This window comes from Halorubrum lacusprofundi ATCC 49239 (assembly GCF_000022205.1).
Taxonomy (GTDB): domain Archaea; phylum Halobacteriota; class Halobacteria; order Halobacteriales; family Haloferacaceae; genus Halorubrum; species Halorubrum lacusprofundi.
Window position 1 is genome coordinate 47907 of the sequence record NC_012028.1, and the last position, 26474, is coordinate 74380.

The 26474-nt window shown below is 55.3% G+C and carries 25 protein-coding genes; 9 read left to right on the forward strand and 16 right to left on the reverse strand.

The window, feature by feature from the left end:
* Positions 1 to 25: 25 nt before the first annotated feature.
* From HLAC_RS13820 to HLAC_RS13840, 5 genes are all read right to left on the reverse strand, one after another.
* A complete protein-coding gene (locus tag HLAC_RS13820; protein ID WP_009486609.1) occupies positions 26 to 2806 on the reverse strand; it encodes an AAA family ATPase in 2781 nt (926 codons plus the stop codon).
* Positions 2807 to 2833: 27 nt separating this feature from the next.
* The gene (locus tag HLAC_RS13825) at positions 2834 to 4048 is read right to left on the reverse strand and encodes a metallophosphoesterase family protein (protein WP_012659192.1); all 1215 of its coding nucleotides are present in this window, start codon (positions 4046 to 4048) and stop codon (positions 2834 to 2836) included.
* A gap of 374 nt (positions 4049 to 4422) precedes the next feature.
* Positions 4423 to 6696 carry a phospholipase D-like domain-containing protein gene (locus HLAC_RS13830; protein WP_009486606.1) on the reverse strand — a complete coding sequence of 758 codons (2274 nt, stop codon included), beginning with the start codon at positions 6694 to 6696 and terminating at the stop codon, positions 4423 to 4425.
* Between the two features lie 463 nt (positions 6697 to 7159).
* On the reverse strand, positions 7160 to 7831 hold the full coding sequence (locus HLAC_RS13835) for a LuxR C-terminal-related transcriptional regulator (RefSeq protein ID WP_009486605.1): 672 nt from the start codon (positions 7829 to 7831) through the stop codon (positions 7160 to 7162).
* Positions 7832 to 8325: 494 nt separating this feature from the next.
* Positions 8326 to 9252, reverse strand: a complete 927-nt coding sequence (locus tag HLAC_RS13840) for an ADP-ribosylglycohydrolase family protein (protein WP_012659194.1) — start codon at positions 9250 to 9252, stop codon at positions 8326 to 8328.
* 372 nt (positions 9253 to 9624) lie between these two features.
* On the opposite strand from HLAC_RS13840, the gene HLAC_RS13845 reads away from it, so the two are divergent.
* The 3 genes from HLAC_RS13845 to HLAC_RS13855 all read left to right on the forward strand — a co-directional run bounded on the left by HLAC_RS13845 (position 9625) and on the right by HLAC_RS13855 (position 11121).
* Positions 9625 to 10356 carry a hypothetical protein gene (locus HLAC_RS13845; protein WP_009486603.1) on the forward strand — a complete coding sequence of 244 codons (732 nt, stop codon included), beginning with the start codon at positions 9625 to 9627 and terminating at the stop codon, positions 10354 to 10356.
* Between the two features lie 106 nt (positions 10357 to 10462).
* The gene (locus HLAC_RS13850; protein ID WP_014053186.1) at positions 10463 to 10816 is read left to right on the forward strand and encodes a hypothetical protein; all 354 of its coding nucleotides are present in this window, start codon (positions 10463 to 10465) and stop codon (positions 10814 to 10816) included.
* Between the two features lie 116 nt (positions 10817 to 10932).
* Positions 10933 to 11121, forward strand: coding sequence for a hypothetical protein (locus HLAC_RS13855; protein WP_009486602.1), 189 nt, complete (start codon positions 10933 to 10935; stop codon positions 11119 to 11121).
* A 440-nt stretch (positions 11122 to 11561) separates the two neighbouring features.
* On the opposite strand, the gene HLAC_RS13860 is transcribed toward HLAC_RS13855, so the two are convergent.
* On the reverse strand, positions 11562 to 11957 hold the full coding sequence (locus HLAC_RS13860) for a MarR family transcriptional regulator (protein ID WP_009486601.1): 396 nt from the start codon (positions 11955 to 11957) through the stop codon (positions 11562 to 11564).
* A 307-nt stretch (positions 11958 to 12264) separates the two neighbouring features.
* Here HLAC_RS13860 and HLAC_RS13865 point away from each other — a divergent pair, with 307 nt between their 5' ends.
* The gene (locus tag HLAC_RS13865) at positions 12265 to 13203 is read left to right on the forward strand and encodes a site-specific integrase (RefSeq protein WP_012659196.1); all 939 of its coding nucleotides are present in this window, start codon (positions 12265 to 12267) and stop codon (positions 13201 to 13203) included.
* Positions 13204 to 13349: 146 nt separating this feature from the next.
* Here HLAC_RS13865 and HLAC_RS13870 read toward each other — a convergent pair whose 3' ends face one another.
* Positions 13350 to 14495: an ISH3-like element ISHla11 family transposase gene (locus HLAC_RS13870; protein ID WP_012659197.1), complete on the reverse strand. Its 1146-nt coding sequence runs from the start codon at positions 14493 to 14495 to the stop codon at positions 13350 to 13352.
* A 53-nt stretch (positions 14496 to 14548) separates the two neighbouring features.
* Here HLAC_RS13870 and HLAC_RS13875 point away from each other — a divergent pair, with 53 nt between their 5' ends.
* Positions 14549 to 14905, forward strand: coding sequence for a zinc ribbon domain-containing protein (locus HLAC_RS13875; RefSeq protein ID WP_049933782.1), 357 nt, complete (start codon positions 14549 to 14551; stop codon positions 14903 to 14905).
* A gap of 407 nt (positions 14906 to 15312) precedes the next feature.
* Here the strand turns inward: HLAC_RS13875 and HLAC_RS13880 are convergent, their stop codons facing one another.
* Positions 15313 to 16671, reverse strand: a complete 1359-nt coding sequence (locus tag HLAC_RS13880) for a hypothetical protein (protein WP_009486659.1) — start codon at positions 16669 to 16671, stop codon at positions 15313 to 15315.
* A complete protein-coding gene (locus tag HLAC_RS18845) occupies positions 16668 to 16835 on the reverse strand; it encodes a hypothetical protein (protein ID WP_014053191.1) in 168 nt (55 codons plus the stop codon). The genes HLAC_RS13880 and HLAC_RS18845 overlap by 4 nt, the downstream gene beginning before the upstream one ends.
* 125 nt (positions 16836 to 16960) lie before the next feature.
* Between HLAC_RS18845 and HLAC_RS13885 the strand changes: the two genes are divergently transcribed.
* Entirely contained in the window at positions 16961 to 17506 is a 546-nt protein-coding gene (locus HLAC_RS13885) for a hypothetical protein (protein WP_009486658.1), read from the forward strand.
* A 44-nt stretch (positions 17507 to 17550) separates the two neighbouring features.
* Here the strand turns inward: HLAC_RS13885 and HLAC_RS13890 are convergent, their stop codons facing one another.
* A complete protein-coding gene (locus HLAC_RS13890; RefSeq protein ID WP_009486657.1) occupies positions 17551 to 18942 on the reverse strand; it encodes an ATP-binding protein in 1392 nt (463 codons plus the stop codon).
* Positions 18943 to 19109: 167 nt separating this feature from the next.
* Between HLAC_RS13890 and HLAC_RS13895 the strand changes: the two genes are divergently transcribed.
* The gene (locus HLAC_RS13895; protein ID WP_009486656.1) at positions 19110 to 19793 is read left to right on the forward strand and encodes a hypothetical protein; all 684 of its coding nucleotides are present in this window, start codon (positions 19110 to 19112) and stop codon (positions 19791 to 19793) included.
* Positions 19794 to 19965: 172 nt separating this feature from the next.
* Complete coding sequence (locus tag HLAC_RS17920) at positions 19966 to 20289, forward strand: hypothetical protein (RefSeq protein WP_012659198.1); 324 nt, start codon at positions 19966 to 19968, stop codon at positions 20287 to 20289.
* Positions 20290 to 20354: 65 nt separating this feature from the next.
* On the opposite strand, the gene HLAC_RS13900 is transcribed toward HLAC_RS17920, so the two are convergent.
* On the reverse strand, positions 20355 to 20717 hold the full coding sequence (locus HLAC_RS13900; RefSeq protein WP_009486655.1) for a hypothetical protein: 363 nt from the start codon (positions 20715 to 20717) through the stop codon (positions 20355 to 20357).
* Positions 20718 to 20900: 183 nt separating this feature from the next.
* Positions 20901 to 21749, reverse strand: a complete 849-nt coding sequence (locus HLAC_RS13905; RefSeq protein WP_009486654.1) for a hypothetical protein — start codon at positions 21747 to 21749, stop codon at positions 20901 to 20903.
* Between the two features lie 136 nt (positions 21750 to 21885).
* Here HLAC_RS13905 and HLAC_RS13910 point away from each other — a divergent pair, with 136 nt between their 5' ends.
* On the forward strand, positions 21886 to 22503 hold the full coding sequence (locus tag HLAC_RS13910; RefSeq protein ID WP_009486653.1) for a tyrosine-type recombinase/integrase: 618 nt from the start codon (positions 21886 to 21888) through the stop codon (positions 22501 to 22503).
* A gap of 97 nt (positions 22504 to 22600) precedes the next feature.
* On the opposite strand, the gene HLAC_RS13915 is transcribed toward HLAC_RS13910, so the two are convergent.
* From HLAC_RS13915 to HLAC_RS13930, 4 genes are all read right to left on the reverse strand, one after another.
* The gene (locus HLAC_RS13915) at positions 22601 to 23263 is read right to left on the reverse strand and encodes a hypothetical protein (protein ID WP_143420278.1); all 663 of its coding nucleotides are present in this window, start codon (positions 23261 to 23263) and stop codon (positions 22601 to 22603) included.
* A gap of 324 nt (positions 23264 to 23587) precedes the next feature.
* The gene (locus HLAC_RS13920) at positions 23588 to 24655 is read right to left on the reverse strand and encodes an HNH endonuclease (protein WP_009486650.1); all 1068 of its coding nucleotides are present in this window, start codon (positions 24653 to 24655) and stop codon (positions 23588 to 23590) included.
* A gap of 166 nt (positions 24656 to 24821) precedes the next feature.
* Positions 24822 to 25487: a 3'-5' exonuclease family protein gene (locus HLAC_RS13925; protein ID WP_009486649.1), complete on the reverse strand. Its 666-nt coding sequence runs from the start codon at positions 25485 to 25487 to the stop codon at positions 24822 to 24824.
* Entirely contained in the window at positions 25487 to 26434 is a 948-nt protein-coding gene (locus HLAC_RS13930; protein WP_009486648.1) for a hypothetical protein, read from the reverse strand. Before HLAC_RS13930 ends, HLAC_RS13925 begins: the two co-directional genes overlap by 1 nt.
* Positions 26435 to 26474: the final 40 nt, after the last annotated feature.

Consider the following 26474-nt stretch of genomic DNA (forward strand, 5'->3'; position numbering starts at 1 on the left):
CGACGCGGTCTGAGTGGAGTGGCGCTCAGTCGTCGGTGGCCGTGTCGCCCACGGTGGCTTCAGTCTCGGTGTCATTCGTTGCTTCCTCGACCGCCGCATGGCCGGAACGGACGCGGCTGGTCTCGGTCTGAGGATCCTTTTCGACGAGGATTGCGTGATCGCTGTTCTCGATGAGGGTTTCGTCGTGGCTGACGAGCAGAATTTGTGGGACATTCCACTCGCCGATGGTCTGTATCATCGTCTGTAACTCGCCGACGTGCCCCGAGTCAAGGAATGTCGTCGGCTCGTCGAGGATGAATGGCGGGAGCGCCGCACCGGCGACGCCGTCGCGTTCGGTGATAATTTTGTAGACGCCCGCCCGAAGTGCGAGGTTCAGTATGCCGGACTCTCCACCACTAGACAGTTGCGGCTTAAGTTTCTCACCGTCCTGTGCGATGAGGTAGATGTTGTACTTTTTGTCGATGTGGACGCCGCGATAGGACTGATCCCTGTAGAGGTCCGAAAACACCTCGTTAGTGTACTCGTTCAGCTTGTAGATATTCTGCTGTCGGAGCTTGCCACGAACCTCCTTATACTTCTTGATGACCTCTGTCGCCTCGTCAATGCGTTCATTAGCCCACTCGCGCTGACTGGCGAGCATTTTCTTGCGCTTGGTCTCTTCCTGTATCTGCTCCTTCTTCGAGTTAAGAGAAGCGAGTTTATTGACAAGCTCCTCCTCTTCGGACTCTTTTCCATCCAAGGTCTCGCGGAATTCGTCAAGGTAATCGTCAATCTCGTTGATATCGTCTCTGATGGACTCGGCGTCAAGATCACCAAGTTCCGCCTCAAGCTCCTCCACGTCTTCTTTCAGGTCGGACATTCGGTCGTACGCCGTCCGTCGAAGCTCGCCGATGCGCTCGCGGTTCTCCTTATGGCGGTCGATATCGGATTCCAGTTCGGAGATACGTCCGTGTAGTTCGACTGCTTCTGAGAGCAGTTCTTCGACGGTCTCCACTCTGTTGACTCGGACTTCAGCGTCTTCGAGATCCTCGTTCGCGTCGTCGATTTCGTCGTTGAGTCGCTCCTTCTTTGAACGGTACTCTTCGAGTTCACCACGGAGTCCCTCCAGCGTCGACTCCACCTCATCAACGCGCGCTTCAGCATCTTCAATATCGGAGTCGGCCTGTTCAACCTCTCCGCGGGCATCTTCGAGGTCGTTCCGGGTAGATTTCGCGTCGCGGACTGCTTCACGAAGATCATCAAGCGTCTCTTGTGCTTCGTCGAGTTCCGCGAGACGCTCCTCTGCAGCTTCGAGGTTGGCCTTGTGCTCTGCAGCAACCGCCTCCGAGTCGATGTCATGAGCGTCGTCTGTCGCACCACAAACCGGGCATTCACCCTCGGATTCGAGATTGTCGACCTGCTCTTGTAGAGTTCCGAGGTGGCTCTTTTTTTCGACGATTTGCTCTCGTTCGGACGAAATAGTTTGCCTTGTCTCGGGGATGTGTGACTCATCAATGTCGTCTACCGACGCATCTTGGGGGATATCGAGTTCCACCGCAAGATCAGCGACCGTCGTTCGGTCATTTTCGAGGGCATTTTCGAATCTCTCGACACGCTTCTCGGCATCGGACTTGCGCGACTCAGCGGACTCAACCTCAGCACGGACGTCGTCGAGTTCACTCTCTTTTGACTCGATTTCGTCTACTGTTTCTTCGATGTCGGATTCGACTCGGTCAAGGTCCGACTGAAGGGAGTTGAGTCGCCCTTCCTCGATTGATTGACGTTCTGAGCGAGCCATTTCGGCTTCTTTTTGCGCCGTTAGGTGCGCCTGCTCGGCGGTGTCAGCATCCAGTACGTCGTAGTCAGCGAGTTCATCCCGCTCGGCTAAGGCTTCAAGATCCTCCTGTGCCTCGTCACGCGCATCTTCAGCTTTGCGCTGTGCTTCCTTTTCCTCTTGGAGTTCTTCCTTGTACGTCTCGTGGTCGCTTTCGGCGTCCTCGTACTTGTCACGGGTCTCATCGAGTTCCACTTGGAGGTCGTCGATGCGGTCAAGGGTCTCCGTCTTCGTCTCACGCTCGTCCTCAAGACCATCAATTTTCGATTCGAGATCGTCGATGTCGCCTTTGATGTCCGAGATCTTCTTGTCAGTCTTGTTTATTTGGGATTGGATCTCATCCTCCGCAGGCAGATCTTGAAGTCGCTTCTTGGTTTCGTCAAGGCGACTGTTCGAATCACGCTTTGCCTTCTTGTACTCACGGCGAGCGTCTTCCATGCGGTCGACGTACTCATCGAGACGGTTCAGACCAAGGAGGCCGTCAAGAATCTTCCGACGGTCTTCAGTGCTGGCATGGATGAGGCGCGTGATGTCGCCTTGCTGGACGTAGACGCTGTTGACGAACGACTCTGCGTCCATCCCGACAACGCGCTGAATTTCGGTCTGCACGTCGCCAAGGCTGGACACGTCTTCGGAGAGGGCGTCCGAGGAGAGTTTCGGGTAGCCTTGCTTGGTCTTGGCCCCGTTAACCTCGTCGTCGTCGTCGTAGCTTTTCTGGATGACCCACTCAACGGTGTACTCGGCTCCGCCTGCCTCGAAGACAAGTTCGATACGCCCTTCGTCAGCCTGCGTGCGAACAAGGTCTGGTAAATCAAAGTCATTGCCGACCTGGTACTTCATTTTCGTCTGGAACAGCCCACCGAACACCCCTTGCAGGATGGTGGACTTCCCCGCGCCGTTCAGCCCGAAGAGGAGATTTTCGCCGTCCTCGAAGTCGATATGACCGTTCTCGTAGCTGCGGATATTCTCTAAAATGAGGGTCTTGAATTTCATTGTCGTGTCTGTGATATCTACTATCGATTATCGTTCTTCGAGGGTCGCCTCACCGAACTGTTCTTTCTGCTCAGTGCGGATGTGTGTGTTCATCTCTGGACGGATGTCATCGTCATCAACGGTGTCGTCTCGTACGAGGTCATCTGCTTCGGTCGTGATGGTGGATATCTCAAGCCCTCCGACCGCATCATCTAACATCTTGTCGGGGTTCTGAGACTCCGTCTGCTCATCGTCAAAATCGAAGTCAAAGTCCACATCGGGTTGGCGTTTGTCATCAACATAGGGAACCGCCACTTCGCGTTCAGCCATCAAATCGTACACGTCCTTCGCAGTAACGCCCACGTTCGCGCCTGTCAGGCGGGCGACGACGACCATGTCTGAAATGTCGTCGTTCATTCCGCCGGCATCCTCGTCAATGCGGGTCGCTGCGTGGTCAAGGCTGTGCGTCTCATCGAAATCGATGTTTACTGTGAGGAACGGACGGGGCACGTTCTCGCGCCCGGCTGTGGAGATAGCTCGTGTTTTACGGCTGAGTTCCCCATCCTGGATATTCAACAGGTAGACGCTGGGTGTGCCTCGCTCAGACACCTTGCATCGTTCGGTCGCCCCAGGGTAGAACACTTTGACACCGTCGACAGTGTCATTACACGTCGAGTGGTAGTCGCCAAGGGCAAGAGCGGTCGGCAGGAAGTTCAGTCGATCAAGGATATCCTCGGAAAGGTCGTACGGGTCGCCGCGGTGTTCGGGGACAAGCGGCTGAACCAACTCGTGCATACAGAGAATAGTGACATGGTCGTTGGACTCAGATTCGCCGAGCGTGAAGTCGTATCCGTCCCACTCAGGTGAGCGTATAGCATCAATTCCGTACACTGATACAGGATCGTCCCCGTTGGCGTCTGTCACTACAGTCGGCGATTTCGAGAGCCGTTTCGCATTACCGAACCGCTTGATGATATCCATCCACTGTTCCTCTCGCTTCCGCTCATGATTTCCCACGATAGCGAGGAAAGGAATACCAGCGTCTTCCAGCCGACCGATGGTATCGAGGCAACGATTGACTGCGGGAACGCTCGGCGTTGGATCGTCAAACAGGTCGCCAGTATGAATGACTGCATCCACGCCCTCGTCAATAGCGATGTCGACCGAGGCGTCGAAAGCGTCTGCGAAGTCGGCACGGCGGAGGTCCTGTCCGTACTGACGCTTGTCGAGATGAGTATCACTTACGTGGAGTATTTGTGTCACAAGTATAACTACCTATTAGGAAATTCACTATAGGTTAGCGTATAAAACCACGGAAAATATGACAAACAGGAGTAAGTCTGCTATCCCTATGGTTTGGAAGGCAAGCCCCGACTAAGACAGTTCATACCAAGGCAGACGGTGCATATAGACTATCCGAATATTACAAGATGTTATCAACGACTTCGCGTAGGTCATCTGGGCTGGATCAAGCGAAGCATCAGTCGTGGATCTTGAACAGACGGTATTCGTTTATTTTCCGCGGCAACACGTACGATTTAACGAAATTGTCCGACTAGCGTATCGCTACCAATTGACCGAGCAACCGCTGGGTCTCGTGTAATACTCTGCAAAAGTTGGACGGGGAATCGAGGAGATTAGTCCCCGAACAGTCGAGAAAAGAATCCGCCGGAGTTGTCCGTATCCGATACGTTTTCTGTGCTTGCTGACTGCACGGTATCCGTGCCGGTTTCGGCCGCTCCGTTCAGGAGCTCGTTGACGGAGTATCCGATCCACTCGGCGAATTCCTCGGGTGCACCGATGTAGACGCTTGTGGATGATTTTTCGGACATGAATCGTTTGGGGAGGCGCTTCTCGTAGTCGTAGACCTCGTACTCGTCGCGGTCGAAGTCGGCGGTGATTGCATTCGGCTCAGATTCGAACGTGACACGGCCGCCTTGGATATCCCGCTGCCACTTCAACCGTCCTGTGTCGTACGTCTTCTCGGCTGGTTCGTCAGCGGGGAAGTACTCGGGTTGCTTTCGATCGGCTTCGTCGTAGAACTCGCGGACAATACGGCGGACGTCTTCGATAGTCCCGTTCCCGTCGGTCCATGGTTGTTCGGTGAGCATTCGGCGGGCTACGTAACTGAAGATCGGGTTTTGTCGTTCCAGAACCTCTGAGAGGTCTTTTTGTGCTTCGCGGAAGCCCGGGTCTTCCGGGTTGGAGGGGAAGGAGACGTCCATGCTCAGGATTTTCATTCGGTTCCGGAACTCGGATTTCGGGAGCGCGTCGTTGGTCGTGAAGATGAGGCACGGCTGATCGACGCTGGTGGGTGTCCAGTCGCCCCAGTAGTTTCGGATCGGGCTCCACCGCTGGATCTTCTCTTTTTCGGCGTCGATGATGGCGTACGGGAAGCACGTGTCCCATTCGCGGACGCCGCGGACCTCTTTGACGCCGACGTCGTCTGCGTCCACACCGGAGATGACCGTGTTGTCGGAGACGAGTCGCAGGATGTACTCGGTGAGCTTGTCTTTCCCCGCGTCGCTCTTCCCTTCGATGTAGAGGTGCTGCAGGACGTTGTCTAGCGTCCGTGACGGTGATGATAATGCCTCGGCGTACTGGTTGGCGAACGGTGCCCAGAACCCGTAGAGGAATGCCTCGTACATCTGCGCCATCACTGCGATCTCGGATTGCGTGTGGCCGTGGTTCTGGACGGTCTCGATGTAGTCTTCGATAGTTTCGAGGCAGTGATCCAGAACTTCAGGGGTCGGCTCGTTGGTGGCGACGAGAATCATCTCGTCGTCCTCACCGATCACGACCTGCTCGGCTTCCGGAAGGACGGACATCGTTGGGATGGCTGTTGATTCCTTGACCTGGTTGTTGTACGCGCTCAGCGGCGCGGTGATGCTGTGATCCTCGACGGTCGCGCCGCGGTCACGGAGCCCGGCCCCAAACTCGTCGGCGGTGTCTTTGTCCACCTTGCTGGTTCCCATCCGTATCTTCTCGTCGGGTGCACGGACCCGCGGACGATCTAGCCCGTCCGTCAGCCCCGTTTCGTGATCCGACTCGACGAGCCCGACGTCCGGTGACTCGTCGTCGTTCGCAGCGTCGGTGGAGTTTTCCTCGTCCGCGGGCTCATCCGGCTCAATGACGTTGCGATCGGCGTTCTCAGGTTCTTCGACGAACGCAACCGTCTCGTCGGCCCCCTCCGGGTCGTCGACAACGGCAGTGACCTGATCGGCGACGTCTTTCAGGTCCTCAACGGCGTCCTGATTCAGAGCAGCAGTATCGCTCACGTCGAGATCGCCGGCACCAACCCAGTACTCGATGCGGTTCTCCCGTTCTTCCGGTGAATCGGCATCCTCCAGTGCCTCGACAAGCCCTTCGAGGAGCGTCTGGTCGCTGTACCCGTCGCGGTACTCGTCGATGAACCGCTCGAACTCCTCGTCCAGTTCGGTCCCGACATCGGTCGTAATGACGGAGATCTGGTTCGTGTGGTACTCCCAAGAGTTCCGTGAGAGGTTCGCTGACCCTTGGACGAGCTTCACCGTGTCGTCCGGCATCACGATCCGGTAAATCTTCGAGTGGACGGTCTTCCGGTTCTTCAATCGAATCGTGAGTCGATCGTCTTGTCGCAGTCGGACGAGCGACCTCGCCGTCGAGACTTCGTTCACCTGGTCGGCGTAGTCTTCGGCGTTCCCGATGAGCACGTCGAGTGAGCCAATGTCGTACTCGGTCAGCATCTTCACCATCAGGTCGGGCGTCTCCGCGTACGTCACGGCATCCACGTGACGAGCGCCTGCGAACAGATCAAGAAAGTCACTCCGCTCTTTCACCATCGCCAGGCGGTATTCCGCCGCACCGGATCCGTAGAATTCCGGCATATCCGCAAACCTGTCAAACGAGATATTCGCCGTCAGTTCGTCCATACACACGGTAGCAGTCTGAAACGAATAAAACCGTGCCGTGGAGTGATAGTGGAGCATTCGTCATCGTAACTTCGACGCCGACGCACGCCTCATCGGGCTGGAAGCCGGCCAGTGATTGAGGAATGGCGCGAAGCTTCCGATGGACGGCAGCGTAAGCCGACGCGATCTGAAGGGGCTGATTTCGGTGAGGGTGATTCGACAGGGGTGCAGGACCTGAACTGATCGTGTTGTATGTGATCAATTATCTTTACCCTCAAAATATGCTGGTAGTGGGGGCTAATACATCTGATAATTGCGGACACCCCCCGTGTCTCAGTACAAGTCGATACGGAATCGTCGGACTGCGAAAGCACCCAGGCGAAAACTCGCTGCGGATCCATCGACTAGGAGACAGAGTATCGAGTGAAGTCGTTGGCCACGGCACTGTACTATCTTAGCTACCGGTGGGGAGAGGCTGTGGTAGTTACTCGACGGTGTGCATGTCGACACGGTCCTGTGCACTTTCCCGGGCAGCGTCTGCTTCAGTTTGGGAGATGGGGCGACCAAGCAGGCTTTCGGCGGAGGGGGTGAAGTCAGCACCCGGGTCAATGCCAGCTTTTCCGAGCAACTCCCACCGCAGATAGTATTCGTCGATTGATTCTACGTCGCTGTAGATGTGACCGCGCAATGCATTCGCATCATGAGCACTCCGATGTTCCGTGGTCTTGGTAGCATGGTCAGCGGTGTCCGCGATTTCTCGTTCGACGAGGAGATACATATCGCTCATTGGGAATGACTTACCGTAGTACAGTTCAAGTTCGATTTGAGTGCGTTCCTCGTCGGAATAGTTCATTACAGCTGATGACAGCAGGTTCCAGGGTGTATCGTCGACATCCTCGCTCTGACGTGTCTCGCCATCGCCCCAGGGATGCGGGCCCATGATTGTACAGAGTTCTTGGGCTTGGTTCCACTGTTCAAGTACGTCGTCCCAGTGGTCCTCGATAGTCTCCGGGTAGAGAGTGAGGATCTCCGTGATTTCCTCTGTCGTGTGACCGGTTTTCTTGAGGGCGAGTATTTCTGCTTGCCGTTCAGAGAGCGGGGTGTGATTAGTCAGGTAGGTAGCGTGGTGTCGCCACCCGGTTTGGCGTCGAGTCATGTTCAACTTCTATGATATAATGTGCTCCACTCCGGGTTAAATGGTTGGGCGAGAGAGTTTCTTATCTGCCTATTTCTTATAATTTGGGCCTTCTATCCGGACTTTGCTGATTTTGAATCGTCCGCTATTTCCGAATTCCGTAGATATCATTGTGAATATACAATACGCGTTTTTCGCGCTACTTCACCTTGTTTTGGGAGGGGCTGTTGGGCGGGGCGCGGAGCCTGTCAGTGACTCGGATATTGTGGTTGAACTGTCGCTGCGAGCATGCCGTGCGGGTCTTCTGTGAAACTGGATGGCTCTGCTCACAGAGGGTGTGTGAATGATTAGCTTCACCCTCCTGAAATTCTGGTGTTAGCGTCTGAAAAGCCAGATAATTCCGGACACCCCCCGTCACCTTCCCGGGTTAGCAACAAGCAGCGACTCACTCTTCTGTACACGGAGCCGATTCACTCGGCCTGTGGAACTAGGTTCTTGACACAGTCTAGAACCGATCACATCCTTTCGTCGATATCCGTCGTTGCCAGTGCTTGCGCGAGGAGTTCGAGATCCTCCCGATAGTCAATGGTGGTGAGCCACCGTTCTGGAAGCGAGTCGCTCCCGAAGCGTGCGCTGGCGAGCGCGCCCGTGACGGCTCCGATAGTGTCTGTGTCGCCGCCGCGGTTGACTGCGGTCACGATGGCATCCTCCGCACTGTCGGCTGTCAGCGCGTCGTACAACGCCGTCTGTAGCGTGTGGACGACGTAGCCGCTGTTCGGTAACTGGCTCTCATCGACGTGGTCCGGCACGAGTCGGAGCGTCTCGACGAGTTCGTCCGGTGCGTCACGTTCGAGGCGGTCGAGTGCGCCTGTAAGCGGGTCGTCGTCGCCCTGGAGGTACCCGGCGATTGTGCAATTCAGCACGGCGCACCCGTAGGTGCATCGCGGATCGTGGTGCGTGATCGCCGAGGACTGTCGGCTTACCTGCGCGAGCGTGTCGGGGTCGTCGGCGAAGGCAATCGCGTGCGGGGCACACCGCATCACGCTGCCGTTGCCGGCGTTCGATCCTTCGGCGCGGTGTTGCCAGACCTCGCGCCCGGCGTCCCGCCAGGACGTTCCATTCGCGTACTCGCGGATGGCATCGGCGGTCATCAGCCCGATGTCGAACGGATCGCTCTCGTACCATTCGTGGAATCGGTCGGCGATATCAGTCCCGTTGAAGCCTCCTTGCTCGACGAGGCTCCGTGCGATACACAGCGCGAGGTCAGTGTCGTCAGTTACCGTTCCCGCGGGTTGGCCGTGCGTGCCATGGCCGAGCATCTCCGTCACGGTTCCATGCTGGTCAGCAATCGACTCGCCAGAGCGAAACTCCACGGGGCGACCCAAGGCATCGCCGCAAGCGAGCCCCAAGACAACGCCTGTGGCAGCGTCCGGTGTAACCATAGTGTTTCAACGACTACGAGTGACGGACTCTTGTAACCGTATGAGCCTGGACTACCAGATGAATCCTTTTTTAGCCGAGTATACTCCTGTCACCGCGACGCTCTCGGCATGGATCGATAATTCCTGCCTTCCGGGTGTCACGGATCACTGGGGACTGTGTAGGACGAGGGTTTATACCAGCGAGATTCATTCTCACAGTCAAGCGACGCCCGAGAACCCCCTCGCATCTGCAAGCTGACGATGCATAGACCCCTCTGGCAAAACAACCCGATACCACAATCCCCGGTATCATAGCCCCTTTCCGACGCGGAGCCAGCGCGTCATCGGACGTCGCGTGTCAGCAGCACCACCAGTCCACGACACGTGACAACGATGACCCGCGAACACTCCCCACAACACGACGACAGTACAGTTCGACATTACCGCGCCGACGGAACGCTCACCGTCACGCGAGACGACGAAACAAACGAGCACGTCATCGAATCTCGCAGCCGCGACCCGGGCGATAAGTGGACGCGTCGCGTCCCCGCAACGCGAACCACAGTTGAGCCCGGTAAGCATCTCTGGAGTATCCCGGACAACTGGACGCTACGCTACAAGCTGAAAGACGAGCACGGATCCGACAAAGGCATCTACGAGATTCCTGAGACCGGCGATTCCGTTCTCGTGGCACTCTCCCATCAGAACGATCGCATCACCGATGCGTTCCATCTCGTGGAAAAAGTTGGGTGTACAACGTGGACTGCTCGCGCGGAGGTTGACCAAGACGCCCTCAGCGACGCGCTCACCCACGTCAACAAGTACTCCGATGAGTTTCCCGACGGAGTCTGTCACGCCCTCGAATACCTCCGCGAGCATCCGCGCGAAGCAGTCGCGGACGCTGAGGAAGTCGCTGAGATGTCTGCACCCGAGTGTGTGGAGGATTTGAATGGAATCCCGGCATCAGAGTTCGATCCGTTCTATCTGGCGCTCCGCTCCAAAGAGGGAGTCGTGAGTCACCCGGAGTTCGAACACGAGAGTGAGGTCATGGCCGCTGTCCGCGACCTTCTCAGTAAATATAGTGTCGTTCCACCGTCTCCCCTCGTATCTGTGACCGTCCGATAAGGTGCGACCGCGCTTCCGCTCGACAGGCGCTCCCCGGCGCAGGGGCTCGGGTTCGACTCCCGGGCGAGCCATCAGGTCGGCGGAGATCCCGGCTCTAAGACAAACAATGACACGAGCAGACAGCAGCGAACCAAGCACAGGCACAGACACAGACGACGTTGACACGGTACTCACCGAGACAGAGTTCGAGACCATGGGATGGCCGGCTGACATCGATGGCGTAGATTCTGGAGTGGATCGTGTCTACGTGATCTCAAGCTCACTCAGTAACACGGGGATGCTTGATTCCAAAGAGGCTCAGGCGCTCGCATTCCGTGCGATCGCGGATGTTGGGCGACAGCGAACCGCTGATGAGACCGGTATGTCTACATCAGAGGTGGATCGTGAGCTCCGTTCTGCGCGGCGAAAAGTGACCGGCGCTCGGGAAGTAGTCGAAATTCTCGACGACTGCGGGTACTGAGATCGGGCATCACCGTCCTTCCCTGAGATTCCCACTGACATACCGATACACTCCTGAGTACACGTTTGCCCTGAACGGCCAACCCACTCAAATACGACTGACACGAAGCTCAAGGCATGACTGACGACGAACCCATCGACCCCTCGGAACTCGACGCTCAGACACTCAAGCAAATCAAACGCGTTGTGGAATCGTACCCGGTAGTATCGGAAAATCCATCGCAGATCGATGAGTTCAGAGCAGGGAAACACGCTGCATACACTACCGTCGCTGCGACGCTCTCAGAGTGGATCGATAAATCCTGACTTCCGGGTCTAAGTGGTTACCGAGATTTGTCGGCGAGAGTCTCGACACAACGATACACACGAATCAGTGACCCGAGCGAACACAGATGAGACGGGCGCAAATATAGTCAAATCAACGCGACTTGCACCTGTTCGATGTACTCGGCCGCGCCATCCGCTGTAGCGAATACGTCCGAACCCATCTGATCTATCTATCAGGGCTCTCTCGAACGAGTTTGTAGCGTCGAGATCAGGGCATCTTTTCTGCATCTAACCGCCGTATTCTTCCTTCTTCGACTCGGGGTGTCATAGAACAGTTGACACACCCATCTTCTGACCTCACGAATCGCCCAATGCTGTTGAAGTATTGAATAGAACCCTGACAGCAAACTCTTATTCGATTCGCGTGGCCTTCACAGGGCGGATTCACTCCGATGAGACTCCCACTGCCCGGTAGGGAGTTATTCCTGGTTGCGCTCGGCTTCTAACGCTGTGATCTCAGCATCAAGCTCGTCTTCGTCGATGTCTTCCAGTTGGGGGCCGTCTATGTTGGTGTGTTCGTCGTAGTTCTTGACGGCGAACATTCTTTCTAGCTGGTTGAGGCTCCCGACGTACCGGCGAAGGTCGTCGCGGTGGCCAAGCGCATGGTAAGCGCCGTCCTCGGTTTTCCTAATTAGCCCGTCGTTGTTGAGGCGAGTAAGAGACGTTTTGACCGTTCCAGAAGCGATGTCGAGCCGATCGTGAATATCGCCGGCGCTGAACCCACTGCCCGGGTTGTTGTAGAGGAACACAACGATATCGGATTTCGCAGTCCCCGGGGTGAGGTCGATATCAGTGGCTTTTGTGTCCGAGGGCATGGGATATCATCAATTATACGTCGTGTAGTAACGGGGTTTCGGTATCCTCCCCGGGATCCCTCACGGACGGTATTCCCGGCATGGCATGCGCAGTCTTACAGCCCGCAATGACGAAGACAGAGCAACTCCAATAGCCTGAGAAAATCTTGGAGATCAGAATCTGTCCCGCGCACAGGTTGCTAGAGCCGGTCAGGTAGTGACCCTGTTGCGCGGAGCTAAGGGCTCGCAGGCATTTGAACTGTGAGTATAATGCCGCCTCCCAGCATTGAACCAGGGGTTCAAATGCCTCTGGTTGTTTCATTTAGTTATGACAAGCTTGCCGCCTAAGGTCGAAGCCCTCCACAACCGGATTAAAAAATCAGAAGTACTGCCACAAGATGACAAAGATGCGCTGTTGCAGTTCTCGGACGAACTCGGTGCTCATAACTATTCAACGGGCAGGCGGGTGAAACTCCTACAGCACTGCACGATGATGGCAGGGGATTCGGAGAAATACAGCCCGGATCAACTTCCCGAGCCAGATCTCGTCGATATGATCGGTGACACGGAGACGGAGAAAAAGAAGGCGAAACGGTACGTCAGCTGGATCAACGGAAACTACGATAGCGAGGAATCAAAACGGGATCACCGAGTCGCACTCCGGATGTTCGGGGGGCACATTACTCGCGGGGATCCTGAAGACGAGAAACCATACAGTGTCGAATGGATCTCGGCCGATCTCCCGGATGACTATGATCCAATTCCAGACAAGACGAAAATGTGGTGGTGGGATGAACACATTCTCCCGGTCCTGAATAACGCGAAGTATGCCAGAAACAAGGCGGCGGTCGCAGTTGATTGGGACTCTGGAACTCGCTCGGGTGAATTCCGGTCGATGAAAGTTGGTGACGTCGGGGACCACAAATACGGGAAAGAAATCACAGTCAACGGTCGGCAGGGGCAACGGTCAGTCACCCTTATCACATCCGTTCCGTACCTCCAACGCTGGTTAGAGGTTCACCCAAAAGGAGATGATCCAGAAGCGCCGCTCTGGTGCGACCTGGATACCGGACGCGAGGTGAGTTACAAGATGAAGCAGAAAATGCTCCGAAAGCCTGTTGAGCGAGCAGTTAAGAACGGGGATCTGAAGAAGCCGTCAAAGATGGGCTTCACCCGGATGCGAAAATCCTCCGCAAGTTATCTGGCTCGCAAGAACGTGTCCCAACATCAGTCGATCACATCGAGAATTCTCTACCCCCTCCAGTAGAGGTTGAATTTGCGTCTTCGATGCGTGGTCAATTCTCGAAATGACACGGACGGTGAGTTTCGGCGGTGAGGGGTCGCTGTCGGCGGCGGACTGCCGCCGACGCGACAGTGTCGCCACTCACGATTGCTGTCCCGAGCGGTGGACAGCTACCGGAAGAACCGGTCGTCGAGTGGTTGGTTCGCTGGAACAGACCTGCGCACACCAAGCGCTGTCCAGGCTGCCCGCAGCACCATCTCACAGAACTCCGTGAACGACCATCTCCAGAGGCGGCGCCCCCCGCGGCGGGGCGCCGCCACGTACCTCCAGTGAAGATACCGCCAGCTGTTCTGAAGCAATAGGCTCACTACAAACATCACCAGCCGCAGTCCAGCATCCTGAGAACTGGTGAACGCGAGGCTCTGCTTGGCTAATCGGTAGCTCGACTCGATGCCGAAGCGTTTGCTGTAGTGGTTTCGGGCATCTCGTGGCGTGTCGATGAACGGCGCGTCAGCGGCGTAGCCGTGACGCGCCACCCCGTGTTCGTCGCACCGTCCTTGCTGGTAAACACAGTCGATGAACACAGGAAACGTCACCTCGCCGGCGAGATCGTGTTCAATCTCGCGGCTCCAGCCGCTGTTGAGTTCGTCCTGAATCGTTTCGCCCCACTTGACAATCGGCATCACGTAGGCGTAGTTGTGCGCGTACAGCAGTTTGAGACCGGTGCTGTTGTAGAATCCGCGATCGAGGTAGACGGCCTTGACGCCGAGGTCAAGGCCGTCAAGCAGTTCAAGAAACTCAGCGAGGACATCGCTGGTGGTCTCGCCAGCGACTAACTGGCGAACCGCCAGCGTGTACCGCTTGTTTCGTACCCGCGCATAGAGCGTCGCATACGCGTGAAACGCCGTGGTTCCGCGTTTAGCCTGCGAGGAGTACAGCGCCTCTGTCTCGTCCTCGTCACCGTAGTAAGGATCCAGGTGGAGGTCGGCGACGACCTCCACCGGCCGATCCGGCAGTGTCTCAAGAGTATCTCGTTGCAGGAGTGTGTCCCCAACCGCCTCAACGGAGTCCAGCTCAAACTGGTCGGTGAGATGTCCACGGACGGTATTGGCGTGGGGCGAGTCGTCAGTTGTTTCGCAGACGTGGTTGATTGAGGTCCCGCCGGCGCTGGCGCCGGCGAGGACCTCGTACAACGTCTCTGTCGTGACCTCGACATTCTCGCCGAGGTCTATCGCAAGTTCCTCGTCGAGGCTGTTGACGACAAAATTAAGCAGGTGCTCTTCCTCTATCTCGCTGTCTGCCTGGGTAGGCTTCACACCGCACCCAAGCAGACACTTACTCTAACCCGATGTGATCGACTGAACATCACTTGGAGCGCCACCACGGGTGGGTCGAGAACAGTGACGAGGCGCGGCGATACATCATCGTCTTCGCAGAAGACACGGCCCGCGAGGTTGCTCGCGCCCACGGGATGGACGTTTCAGCGGACGAAATCGCTGACATCGGCCCGGTTGAATGTCCTCGCTGTCAACGCGAAACACCGCGAGACAAGGTTCAGTGTATGTGGTGTGGACAGGCGCTGAGTCCCAAGGGTGTCGAGAAGATTGAAGAGCGGCGGGAACGGCTATTCGACTCCGCACTAGAGGCAGAAGAAGACATGAAAGACCGGCTCAAAAGCGTCCAGAGCGAACTCGAAGAACTCCGGGCATTAGGTCTGGAGGTCTAATCCAGAAGAAGCCTGAAATAAACTGGCAGAAACCATATATGAGTCGGTTATTGTTTGTTTGTGATTTGTATCCTGTCACAACCGAACCAACTCCCAATACTTTCGAATCGCTGTACAGAAGCGGGTTACCTCATCGTAGTTGTTCGACGGGTTATTCACTCAACCAAATTCACCAGACTGTAACGGGTAGCATATTTCCGGTGGCGTCACAAGCTACCAAAGTTCGACAGTCAGAGAAGTGACACTCAGTGGGTATGGCTGAAGATTACGTCAGCGAGACAACGATCTGATCACCGGTCAGCGAAGTTCATATTCTGCGACGGATCCTATATTGTCTATGAATAGCACCGTGTACCACCAGCGCCCTCCCGAATAGGCTTCACCACCCATCACTCCATCGCAAACGTTCAGGTGCCAAAGTCGTGATCGGTGAACTTGGTCTGTCGCTCACCATGCTGATCTTGGTCCAGCTCTTCCCGAACTAATTCAGGTAATTCACCGAGGTCCAGCACGTCACCAAAATATTCCCGACCAAGACCACGAACATGCTGTCGGTTCACTACATCGTCGATGTAATCACGCTCATCACTCTCGTAATCCTTCTTGCCATCTTCTTCAGAGACAAATTTGATCTGCTCTCGGTTCTCTGCAACTGCCCTCTTATACAGTGTCTTCCAAAACTGGCGAAAGTTCTGAATCGTCGGAAACTCCCCGCCATCAAGTCGAACGCCAGCAATCTTACATAGTCGCCCCAGCCATTCATTCAGCGTGCTTGGAGTCCGGCAGCCAGATTCAGACTGGTCACTCGGAACCAACTTCCCATTCCCACCGATCGCGTCAATGTACTCACGATACGCTCGAAGGAAATCACCACCCATCATTATCGGGACTTTTGCTGGTCCCTCATCTCGTCGCATGTTCTTTCGTACGGCGAAGTGAACATGCGGGTCATCACCAAAATGAAGTTGTGTCCGCAAATCAAGTTGTTCGACTTCATTTGACCGGGGACCAACGGCGATCAAGAAGATGAGCAGCATTTTCATCCATAACCGCCACCGCTCTAAATCGTGACCGTCCACAGGACACTCGTCAAGGACATCTAACGCGTTCCACAGATCGTTTAGTTGTGCTTCAGTGACTGGCTGTGCGTCACTATCACTCCGGTACCATTCGAATTCATCGAGTGCTTCTTCGACTGGATTAATATTGATCTGGTGCTTGTTTTTCACGATGTTGTAATATTCCTCAAAATATCGAGGGTAGTTTCCCATCGTGCTGTCGGCCAGGTCACGATCCATGTATTCGATGATTGTGATAGCGTGTTGGATATTCTCCACACGGTTCTTTTCAGAGTCATAGTAGCCGATATCCAGCATCTCGATGTCGAGTCCTTCGTCTCGAATCGCTTCGTACACCTTGTTCATCACCGACTCAACGGAATCAATGGTGTTCTCACTCCACTCTTTCCGCTCTTCGGCGCTCTCAATATAGTACTCCAGCGAACGGATGGTTTCTTCATCGTCTGTCGGCCATTTTCCGGTACTACGCACGCCAAATCCCTGTTCTCGAAGAAATTCAAGAATGGTCTGTCCGTACAGCTCTTTGGACTTGTTGTTCAGTCCTTGGGCGGAGTACCGTGTATTCGCGGTGATATACTCCCACGACGGTTCGTGATCTTGCGGCAAATTATCTAGTTGAAACTGTTCGTGGAGAATTGCGGGTAGTTGCTCTTTAAGCGTTTTTCGCCCGATACGTTCCCTGGTCATTGGCCTGCGGTTTCCTCTTGTTGTGCCTGCTCCAGATCTTCTAAAATGCGTTCAGCGTCATACGCGAAGGGAAGATCACTCGCTGCTAGGGCTTCCAGATCGTCCCGCAATTCTTCTGCAGTCTCGATGGCCGACTGTCGGGTATCGGAGGCCTCAGGGTTCATGTCGACCCCCTCTTCGCCACCACTCGGCCGATGTTGTTCAAATTTATAGCCATTCTAATTTTTACTGGCTAGTGATTTTACCCACTATAGTTTAAAGCCTTGGCGTACAAGAAGGAGATACGAATATGCCAAACGACTCTTCGGACACAACCGACGACGATAACGAGACGATTGGGAATTTAGAGCGAAGTAGTCATTCGGCAGAGGAACAACCAGATGTGACCGACGGGATGTCGGACGAAGACAGGACAGACACAAACATCGGCTCCTACGCAGAACCAGACGGCAATATCGGAGCTGACCTCGATACCGCGAAGGTCAGGGACTTCTTCGAAAAGAAAGGTGCAGTCGAAATCCTCGCCCAACTCGCTGACGGGTCCAAACGATTCAGCGAGATTGATGAAGCGCTTGTGGTGAGTCACGGCACGATCGCCACCCGTCTCACCGACGGGGCCAAACTCGGCCTCTGGCGTGAATTTATGACCTACCCTGACGACGGCGGGAAAATCAAATTGTACGAACTGGTGCCTGGCGCGCAGCACCTCGCTGCACTCACAGAAGACGAGAACATTGGTCAAACCACCAAACAACTACGACAAGCACACGAACAGCACGCAGACGCCGTTACAAATTTCAGAGACAAGATCCAGCCAGCGGACTCAGAGACATAGTTCACCTCCCCTCACCGTCGCCAATTTCACAGATTCCAACACTCCTACTGCGATGCTCCCGGGTCAACGATCCGTTCGAGGTTGAACAACTGCAGGTCGTCACGATCAGCGGCTGCCTCACGAACAGAGTCCGTGAACCCGTTTCGGGCGAACAGCGCATACTCGTGTTCGACTTCGCTCCCATCAGGCGACCATCGAATCTCATCAGTATGGTCTTCAAGCGAGGCGAGTGCGCTGTAATCGAGAGGCGCGGACGTGAACTTACACTCGCCCGTCACCATCTTCCCGTCGGCAGCGAGCCCGACCACATCCACCTCGTATTCGTTATACCACCAGCGGCCGATGTCGGTAAACATCGTTTCAGGATACAGGTCAGGCAGAATATCCTGACAGCGGGTTTCGAATGCTCTGCTCACGAAGTCCGCCAGATCCGGTTCGATGACCGTCTCGTAGGCGTCAGCACCTAACCGTTCGTAGCGGTCTTCGTTTCCATAGACGAACCGGAACCAAAACCGGAACAACGGATCGAGAATCCGGTACCGACCACGGCGTGACCTGGTCTTGTCCTCGGTCACCGGTACCTCTCGTTCGACCAGTCGCAGTCGCTCCAGTTTCTGCGTGTACGTCGAAATTTGCTTGCCATCGATCCCGACCGTTTGCGCGATTTCATTCGATGTCGTGTTCCCGGCCGCAATCGCTTTCAGAATAGCAAAGTACCGGTTCGGCTCGGTCAGCTCAGTACGAAGCACGTACTCCGGCTCGTCATGCAGGAACCCCTGCCGTGACAGCAGCGACTGCTGGATGACTGTTCCAAGATCGTTGTCCATATCGACGCCATCCAGATAGTACGGCGTCCCACCAAACACACCCCACGCGAGGAACAGTTGTTCAGCGGAATAGCTCTCGGGGAAGAACGTGCGCGCGGCAGCAAAATCGAGCTGGCGCAGATCAATCTTCTCGGTGAACCGGCCGTACAGCGGACTGTTCCCGAGGAGTGTCGCCTCCTCCATCATACTGATCGAGGACCCCACGAGTATGAGCGTCACACCAGTGTCACGCAACTCCTGATCCCACAATCGCTGAATCACCGACGGGAGACTCTCATCAGCGTCAATCAGATACGGGAATTCGTCCAGCACGATGACTGCATCCTGGTCAGCAAGATACCCGAGCAACGACTCCCACTCGCCCTCAATCCGATCGATCCCCGGAATCGACTCAGCCGCCACGTCCACGAACGCATCCAGTTGGATCTGCCGGGTTGTTTCAGTTGCTTGGTATAGAACGGCGTCATCGCGGTCTTCCAGTGACTCTCGGACGAGTTCGGTTTTCCCGAGGCGGCGACGACCGAAAATCACGACCATGTCAGCGTCGTCAGAATCGTAACACCCTCGAAGCCGACTGAGCTCATCCTCCCGATCCACGAATCGCTCCATACCCTCTGACTGACGCCCAACCAGATAAAACTCTCGAATAGCCTAATTCAGAATAGGCTAACTGAGGATTGGCTATTCTGGTATAGTATATGTCCACTGGATTGGAGACTGACATTGGATCAGTTTGCTGAGGGGGATTTTTGAGGCACGGTTCTGTCTGTGCTCCCATGGAATTTTCTGAGATAGTCGGTGATGAGGATGGAAAGTCCAGTGACTGGCATACAAGCGATATGCCGGATGATGTCAAGAATGCATTGTCGTTGGCATTCCTGGACGGGTTCCACAATGAAGTTCACCGGCTGCATGAGGAACTACAGCAGGAATGGGAAGAGGCAGAGAATGATGATCTTCCCATGGAGTTCAGTTTCGGCGGTGTCGGGTTGAAGACGTACGAGCTCCATAGCTTGACAGTGAGTTATTTCGAGGCAGGAGTTCCGATTCTGTGCTTCCACCACTTCCGAAATGAGACGGAAGAAGGGTACCAAATTCTGGAGTGGATGGAAGAGAACCGAGACCGTGCTCTCGACGAGGACAGTGAAGAGCCGTACGGTACACAGATCATGCAGTGGTTGAATAGTCGGCGGTCCTCTATCACCGACATGGCTCGGTTGATGGATGAGACCGGGTTGTTAAGTCATGATAAAGTGAAGCGGGTAAGGTCTCACCGCCACGACTTCCTCCACTCTCCTCTGCAGATTCTATACATCTCTGATTGGGAAGACCTGCTAAAAATGTCGGAGAGATGTATCACAGTAGTCGATGACTTAGATGAACGACTGTACCAGGATATCGACCTCCACGCATTCTATCCGACTCTCACAGACAAAGAGCGCTCCAGCCGTACTTTCTGACCTTTCCGTCCTCGTTGAGACCCTCAGTTGATGATAGGTTCCAGCAGTCGTGCTGAATTCAGTGTGTGTCCAGCAGTAACCTGTCGTTCGTCGTACTCAATCTGTCAATCCGGTTTAAACGCGGGTTCAGGGACTACTCTTATAATCTGTTGATTTGAATTGATAGCCGAGAATGTCAGATTCAGAAACTCCCACAGAATGGTCAGAGGATAGTTCCGACACTTGGAGCCATTCGAGATTACCTATAAATTTGGAACTCATCGGTATCGGTGACGAGTGGGACGTTGAAGTGACTCCGCTTCCTGACGATATGCCGTGGCACAGCGTAAGGGTAAACATTCGAAATGACAACAAGAAACAGGAGCGCGAGGTCGCAATGAGTTATATGAGTGAATTTAATGACATTGAATTTGATGTTCGGGAAGAACACCCTGAACTTTCTGAGGAACGCAAGGTTCTGATTGCAGCAACTGAAGCGATATTGAATCTTCGGTAAGTTAGTACCTTGTATTCAGCGCGTCAGTATTATCGGGTGCCGAAGAGCTAAACCGATTCACTCCCCTACTCCTGCCGCAACTGGATCTGTACTTTATCCCCGACTGCTGGTTCGCCGTTACCGTAGGTGAGCTCATAGAGGTCGCCGTTCCCTTTTTCTCCGACCGGGATGGTATTCGCCCCCTCAAGCAGGTACGCAATCCGCTCAAATCCTTTGTCCAGCAGCGGACCCCATTTCGACTCCTCGATTATTTCGTTCACATCCCGTACCAGAACGTCCTCTTCGACGCCGCCGCGGTCACGATGATAGAACGCCGTAAACTCAGTTGGCTCCTCGTCAAGTTCTGTCCCGGATTCCATTTTAGCGAGTCGTTCGTCAGTTGCGAAGGTGTACTGGGAAAGTTGCTTCAACGAGAGTTGTTCCGCCATAGCACGATAATCAAACAGACCTTGGATAACGCTGTTGAATACATTGTCTTCCCCGAAGATAGAGAACTCACGGATAAGCAGCAACCATCTACTGCCAGACAACGTATGCAGTCGCCATTCTGCTGCCTCTACTGTTTCCGTCTATGTGCAACAAGGGTATGGAACCGGTCTATGACACTCTCCTCAAGCTATCTGCGAGGCGTCGCCGTTTAGTATGTACGGGCCGTATTCGCCACGGTTCCACGAATCTTCCAGTTCCTTACGCGAAACGGGGCGTCCAAAGTAGACTGTCTCTTCTGGCGGCAACGGACTATGCCACGGCCAGGTCAGTTCGACCACGCGTTCGTCATGTTCTATCCAGCCGTGGCCGGTGATGCGTGCAGTGTGCTTCGAGAGGCCGATTCCCTCAACGTACTGAACACGGTCGTTCTCCCAGTAGCGATTGTCCTGCATCACGAGTCGGGCGTTTCTATAGCAACCGCTGGAATCGAAGTCGAACCGGCGGTGGAGCGCGCGGGCGAATCCCTGCAGGTCGTTGTCGTGAGTAACAGTTCGCCACTTCCCCTGCTCCAGGATATCCTCGTACAGCGGATCCCATTCAGTATCAGCTTCGGCTTGATCGAGTAACCGGAGGCGACGGTCGCTCACGTCGAGTTCCTCCCGCCACGTCTTGTACTCGGCATACAGATCAGGCACTGCATCTTCAAGGCCAGCGTACATGTCGTTCTCGTCCAGTTCGTGGAGTTCGAGTAACTGGATGTAGTAACCGATGGCCAGCATCTCATCACCAGTCACAAAATGTGCGATACGGCCACCGGACTCGCCGTAGCTCTCGACAATTCGGTCGGTCTGCTTGGTGCGACCGCCGCGCACAAGAATAAGATGACGCACCGCGTTGCGATCGTGAGCCTGAACGCGCAAATGGGCTAGAGGCTCGGATTCTTCGTCGTCGCTACCCCCGCTAATGAAAACCGACCAACAGTGAGAATCCTCGGTCAGCGGGGCCTCCTCCGAGCCAAGTGGTTCCGCCATCAACTCGAAAAACAGATTGGAACCTGATAAGACTATGTTGATTCGCTTGCCTGATCACGAACTTTGGAGTCTGTTTGTAGAGTCCAAAGTTCAAGTGTTTGTAACCTTTGGTAGTATTTAAAGAGGATTCGTTGTAATGACCAATTCTGCAGATTCCAAAGTTCGTGCAAAAGTATGGGTGACACCCGAGCAAGTTGAAGCACTCCGATCCGCCTGTTACACGGCAGGCGCAGAATATCTTCAGCAGCGTAATGAGGCAATCACTGCGTTCGCGTACGATACCGGACTCCGAGTAGGAGAACTTGTCCAGGTTGATGTCTCACTGCTCCGGAGCAACAACTCGGAACTCTACCTGCCAACAGAGATCCAGAAAGACTACCCCAATGAGAACTCGCCACCGCCAGTAACACTCGAACTCGCAGACGAGACCGCCCGTCTGTTATCTGCCTACCTCACCAATCGATGGAAGGACACACCGGCATTGTTCCCCTCTCGATCCTCGAACCGTATCTCCGAACAGGGTGTGCGGAATATGCTTCACAAAGTTGCTGAAGCCGCAGACGTACGCCCCTACAAGCTCGACGGCAGTCGCGGCGATGCCGGTGACGTGACGCCGCACGCGCTTCGACACGGTGTTGCCTATCGGATGATGAACGAAGAAGAGGACAACACGCTTTACGACGTCCGCAATCGGTTACGTCACCGCAGCATCCAGACAACCGAGCGCATCTATGATCATCTACTGAAGGTTTGATTCGACAACAGCCGGCGTCACAATACTCTCAAAGAAGGAAGACACGGTATCGTCTAGGTGCTGGATCAACCGCAACGTTGCGAAAACTGTGATAGAATTACTCTATCGTCCCGGTACCATCGTTGTTCGATTCGACGTTCGCGTTCTCGATCTCATCCAGCCATTTAGACAGGGTTGCCATGAGAGGCGCTTGTATGCCGTAGCCGGCCTCTTGCGCTTCCGACAACTCCTCTGTCGAGATCTCGGGCAGGGTCTCTGGATATCCATGAATGAATGTCCGCACTGCTCGTAACGTCTTAGGATCAAGGTTCTTCTCGACAGGATCAATCGTCATGTCGCCCGAACTTTCTTTTTGGCGATGTTCCCACTTTTCTAATTCTGTGGAAGGGCCTGGCTCCGTCTCTTCACATACAAGCCCGTGGCCAGGTTCCTTCCAGACCGAAACAACATTCTCATAGAAGCTCAAACCGGTTGCCCCGACTTGCGTAGCTATTTCACCGTTCTCAAGAAGGTCAAATCCGAGGCCGCCACCTCCCTCCGGAGCAAAAACGTCCGTGTCGTCATCAACGTATTCCAGAACCTCATCGACGTCTTCGTGATCTACAATTACCGCGTCAGCGTCCGTGAGCGCTTCTCTGAGTTCATTTTTTCGTTGCATTGCAAGGTTCCATCGCGTACTAACCCACTTAATAAGTCGTAAAGTTACTACGCCGGTCGCGTACCCTCTCTCCCGGTCAGAAAGACAAACGTTGAAGTGCATGAGAAGAATTCGGCTCGAATTCTTCGGCAAAATCACCTACCATCGTATTCTGACTTCGGACCATGACGGCCCCGTCTTTGCGGACACCTCTGTTGCACTGCCTTTGAACAGGCTTAACGGGCCTGTCTTTTCCGGATATACCCATGCCTACGCCATTTCATTAACCTTCGTAAACAAGTCAGCATAATTGCGGACACACCCCCTTCTCACTACCCGAACACGAAGGCGAATTCGAACCGTCGATCGAACGCAGTCAAAACTCTCGGTGAATTCGACTACACCAAAGAGTTCTCTAACGCTGTGCGTGACTTGAGTCCGTTCCAACTACAGTACTTCGTTCACATCCCGTAACGCATCAATTGCTTCCTGGAGATGTGCCTGTAGTTCCTCGCTCCCAACGTCGTCACTCGCGGTTTGACTACCACGACGGTCATCCACACCCGTGGATTGCGCCTCAGACTCCGAGTCGGCCGCACCCCACGTTTCCGTCCTGCCTAGCGAGTCAGGATCCTTGTCAGGCACTGCGTCAAGCCGCTGCTGCCCATCAGCCTCTCCTGTATCCGTGTCAGCCGTAACGGAACTCCGTTCTGACCGCTCACTATCAGTCGGCCGTCCACCGCGATTGAACGCAGACAATGGGAAACCGTACGCACAGGCGCGCTTCTGCTTATTGAACGTGGTTCGGCGCGAGATGCCCAGCACATCGATGATATCGCTGCGATCACAGCCGCGTTCAAGCGCCTGCCTCACTTGCTCGTCTTCCATGCGTTGCAACAACAGTTGGGGGTCGTCCGGGATATGGCCACGAGCGGAGCTTTCGATCTGGTCGGTGAGCCCCCACTCCCCGGTTTCGATGTCCTTATCGACGATCTGCCGGTCACGGCCTTCGACGAGGTTATCGAGCCCTGTTAGCACCCACAACCGCTCACGAACCGCTGATACCGAGTGATCGCTCGGCAGCCCGGACACGATGTCACCAGTACGTGTCGGGCCATTTTCCGACAAGTACCGTAGAATCTCGATGTCCTGCGGAAGCAGCACACTCTGATCCTCCTCAGTGAGCTCGACTGGCGAGTCATCTGGTGTGCTCTGCTGGTGGAACCAGCTGTGACAAGACCGGCACAGGAGCGTCAGGTTCGCCATGTCGTGCTCATCCATCCCCTCAGGGTCGCGTTCGATGTGATGGACGTGCAGAGTAGCTAACCCACCCTTCTCCGGGCCCCGACGGCCGCACACCTGGCAGCGATGCCAGTATTCGGTCAACACGTCATCACGCGTCTCTGGATTCACCGTCTCGTTGCATTCACGAGGACTGGTTACGTCGGACTCGTCACCGTCTGTGCTTGCGCCGCTCAATTCATCTTTCCGAGGTTGTGATTCAGCTTCTACCATGTCGTATCTCACTTGAGGCTGCCGTTCATTTTCGACTGCTACTGCGCCGCTCTGCCGTAATCTGCTGGGGTATCGCTTCAATCCGCACCAGCGGCACTATCGACACCGAACACTTCCAGAGCGACCGAACACGTCGACCGTCTCTGTCCAGCGACTCGGATTCCAGTTACTCATGACGTGTCGGGGTCAGCGATTTCAGTTTGAAATCGGACTTTGAGCAGTACCGTTCCGAGAGCAGTCCTAACTCCCGGGTACGAAGGACATCCGCGACGTTATGCACCACAAGGTCACCGAACCGGCCATCCTCGTACGCAGTCACGGCTTCTGCACTGTCCGCGAACGGGTCGAGATCACTATACTGCCCGTCACAAAGTACCTCGTACACCCCGGCGAGATCCGACCGTGATTCTCCGTCATCGCCAGTCGTGTTGAATCGATTCGTCACGACCGGCAGCAGGTCAGCGTACGGCATCTCCCGGAACGGCCACTCAACACCTACCCGGGAGAGCCGCGTCCGCAAGAACGGTAAGTCGAACCCGGACCGCCATAACTCACCGTTGAACGCGACCAGCAACACGTCATTTCCCACTAACCGATCTGCAGCGAACGCGCCGACTGCCTCCAACAATACACGCTCTGATTCGTGTGTCGACACCTGGACGTGCGACTCAACACGATCACGAACCGCCGCCTCAACATCCGGCGCTGCGCGCCCGTCTGTCTGCACGAACGCCCGAACCCCCATCGGCACCGCAAATCCGACTACAGTCACCTCGTCACTAACCTCGAACCCGGTGGTTTCGATATCGAATGCCACTAACTCCAGCGCCATCACCGCTCACCACCGACGGTCTCCCGAGGACCCGCGATACTCACACGTCCCGGAACCCGATCCTTACTCACCGGCCGTACCCGGAACTCACCGAACCCGAACTTCGCGTGCGTCCCGACGCGTTGAATACCATTGATCGCCGTCTCAACCGGACGATCGCCCGCGTACCCAACGACTTGCCCATGATCAATCATTGCCAGCTCATGACACTCATCACCGGCCACGAGCCGACCCGTCCGGCGACGAAACTCCCCGTCAGACTCCCACCACCACGGCACCGACTGACTGTCAGCCCCCGGCGAATCGCTCTGCAACACGTACGGCGACAACAGTTCCAACTGGACGTTGTCTGCTTCTCGAACCCGCGAGTAATCGAGGTCATCCAGATCAATGACCTGCGTCTCCGCGAGCGATAGTTCACCGAACCCGTAGTTTCGACCCCCGCCGACACGCAGCCCATCCAGTACATCCACGGAAAGCGGGAGGACGTCCTCGTCTCCCCCATCGGCGTGCAGGTAGCAGTGGACGTGCCAGTGCATCGTCCGCTTGCTGTTCCGATGCTCGGGCGGCCGGCCGAAGTGAGCCTTCGGTGCAAACGCCAGTCGGCCGCCATGACTCTGGACGTCGTGCGTGTTGTGCGCATCCCGTGGCCGTGAGTCCAGCAACCACCGCTGCGCTGCATCCCGACACACGAACACATCCTCGTACGACTCCACTGGTGGGAGCGACATGCCAAGCTTCCCTCCATACCCGTCGTGCGAATGTGACTCCGGGTATGCCCCGTACTCGCCAGGGACGAACACACCAGTGCTGACGTTGAGCGACCGTCGCGCCTGCGCATCCACACGGCGGGCGAGCGCGGTGTACAGCGCGTGCCCGGTCAGGTAGTACGGGTGGCCCATGTAGTCAGTCTCCAGTTCGAACAGCACCTGCTGGATCGTGGTCATCGTTCACACGACCCCTTGTTTCGCCTCCAGGTCGTGATGG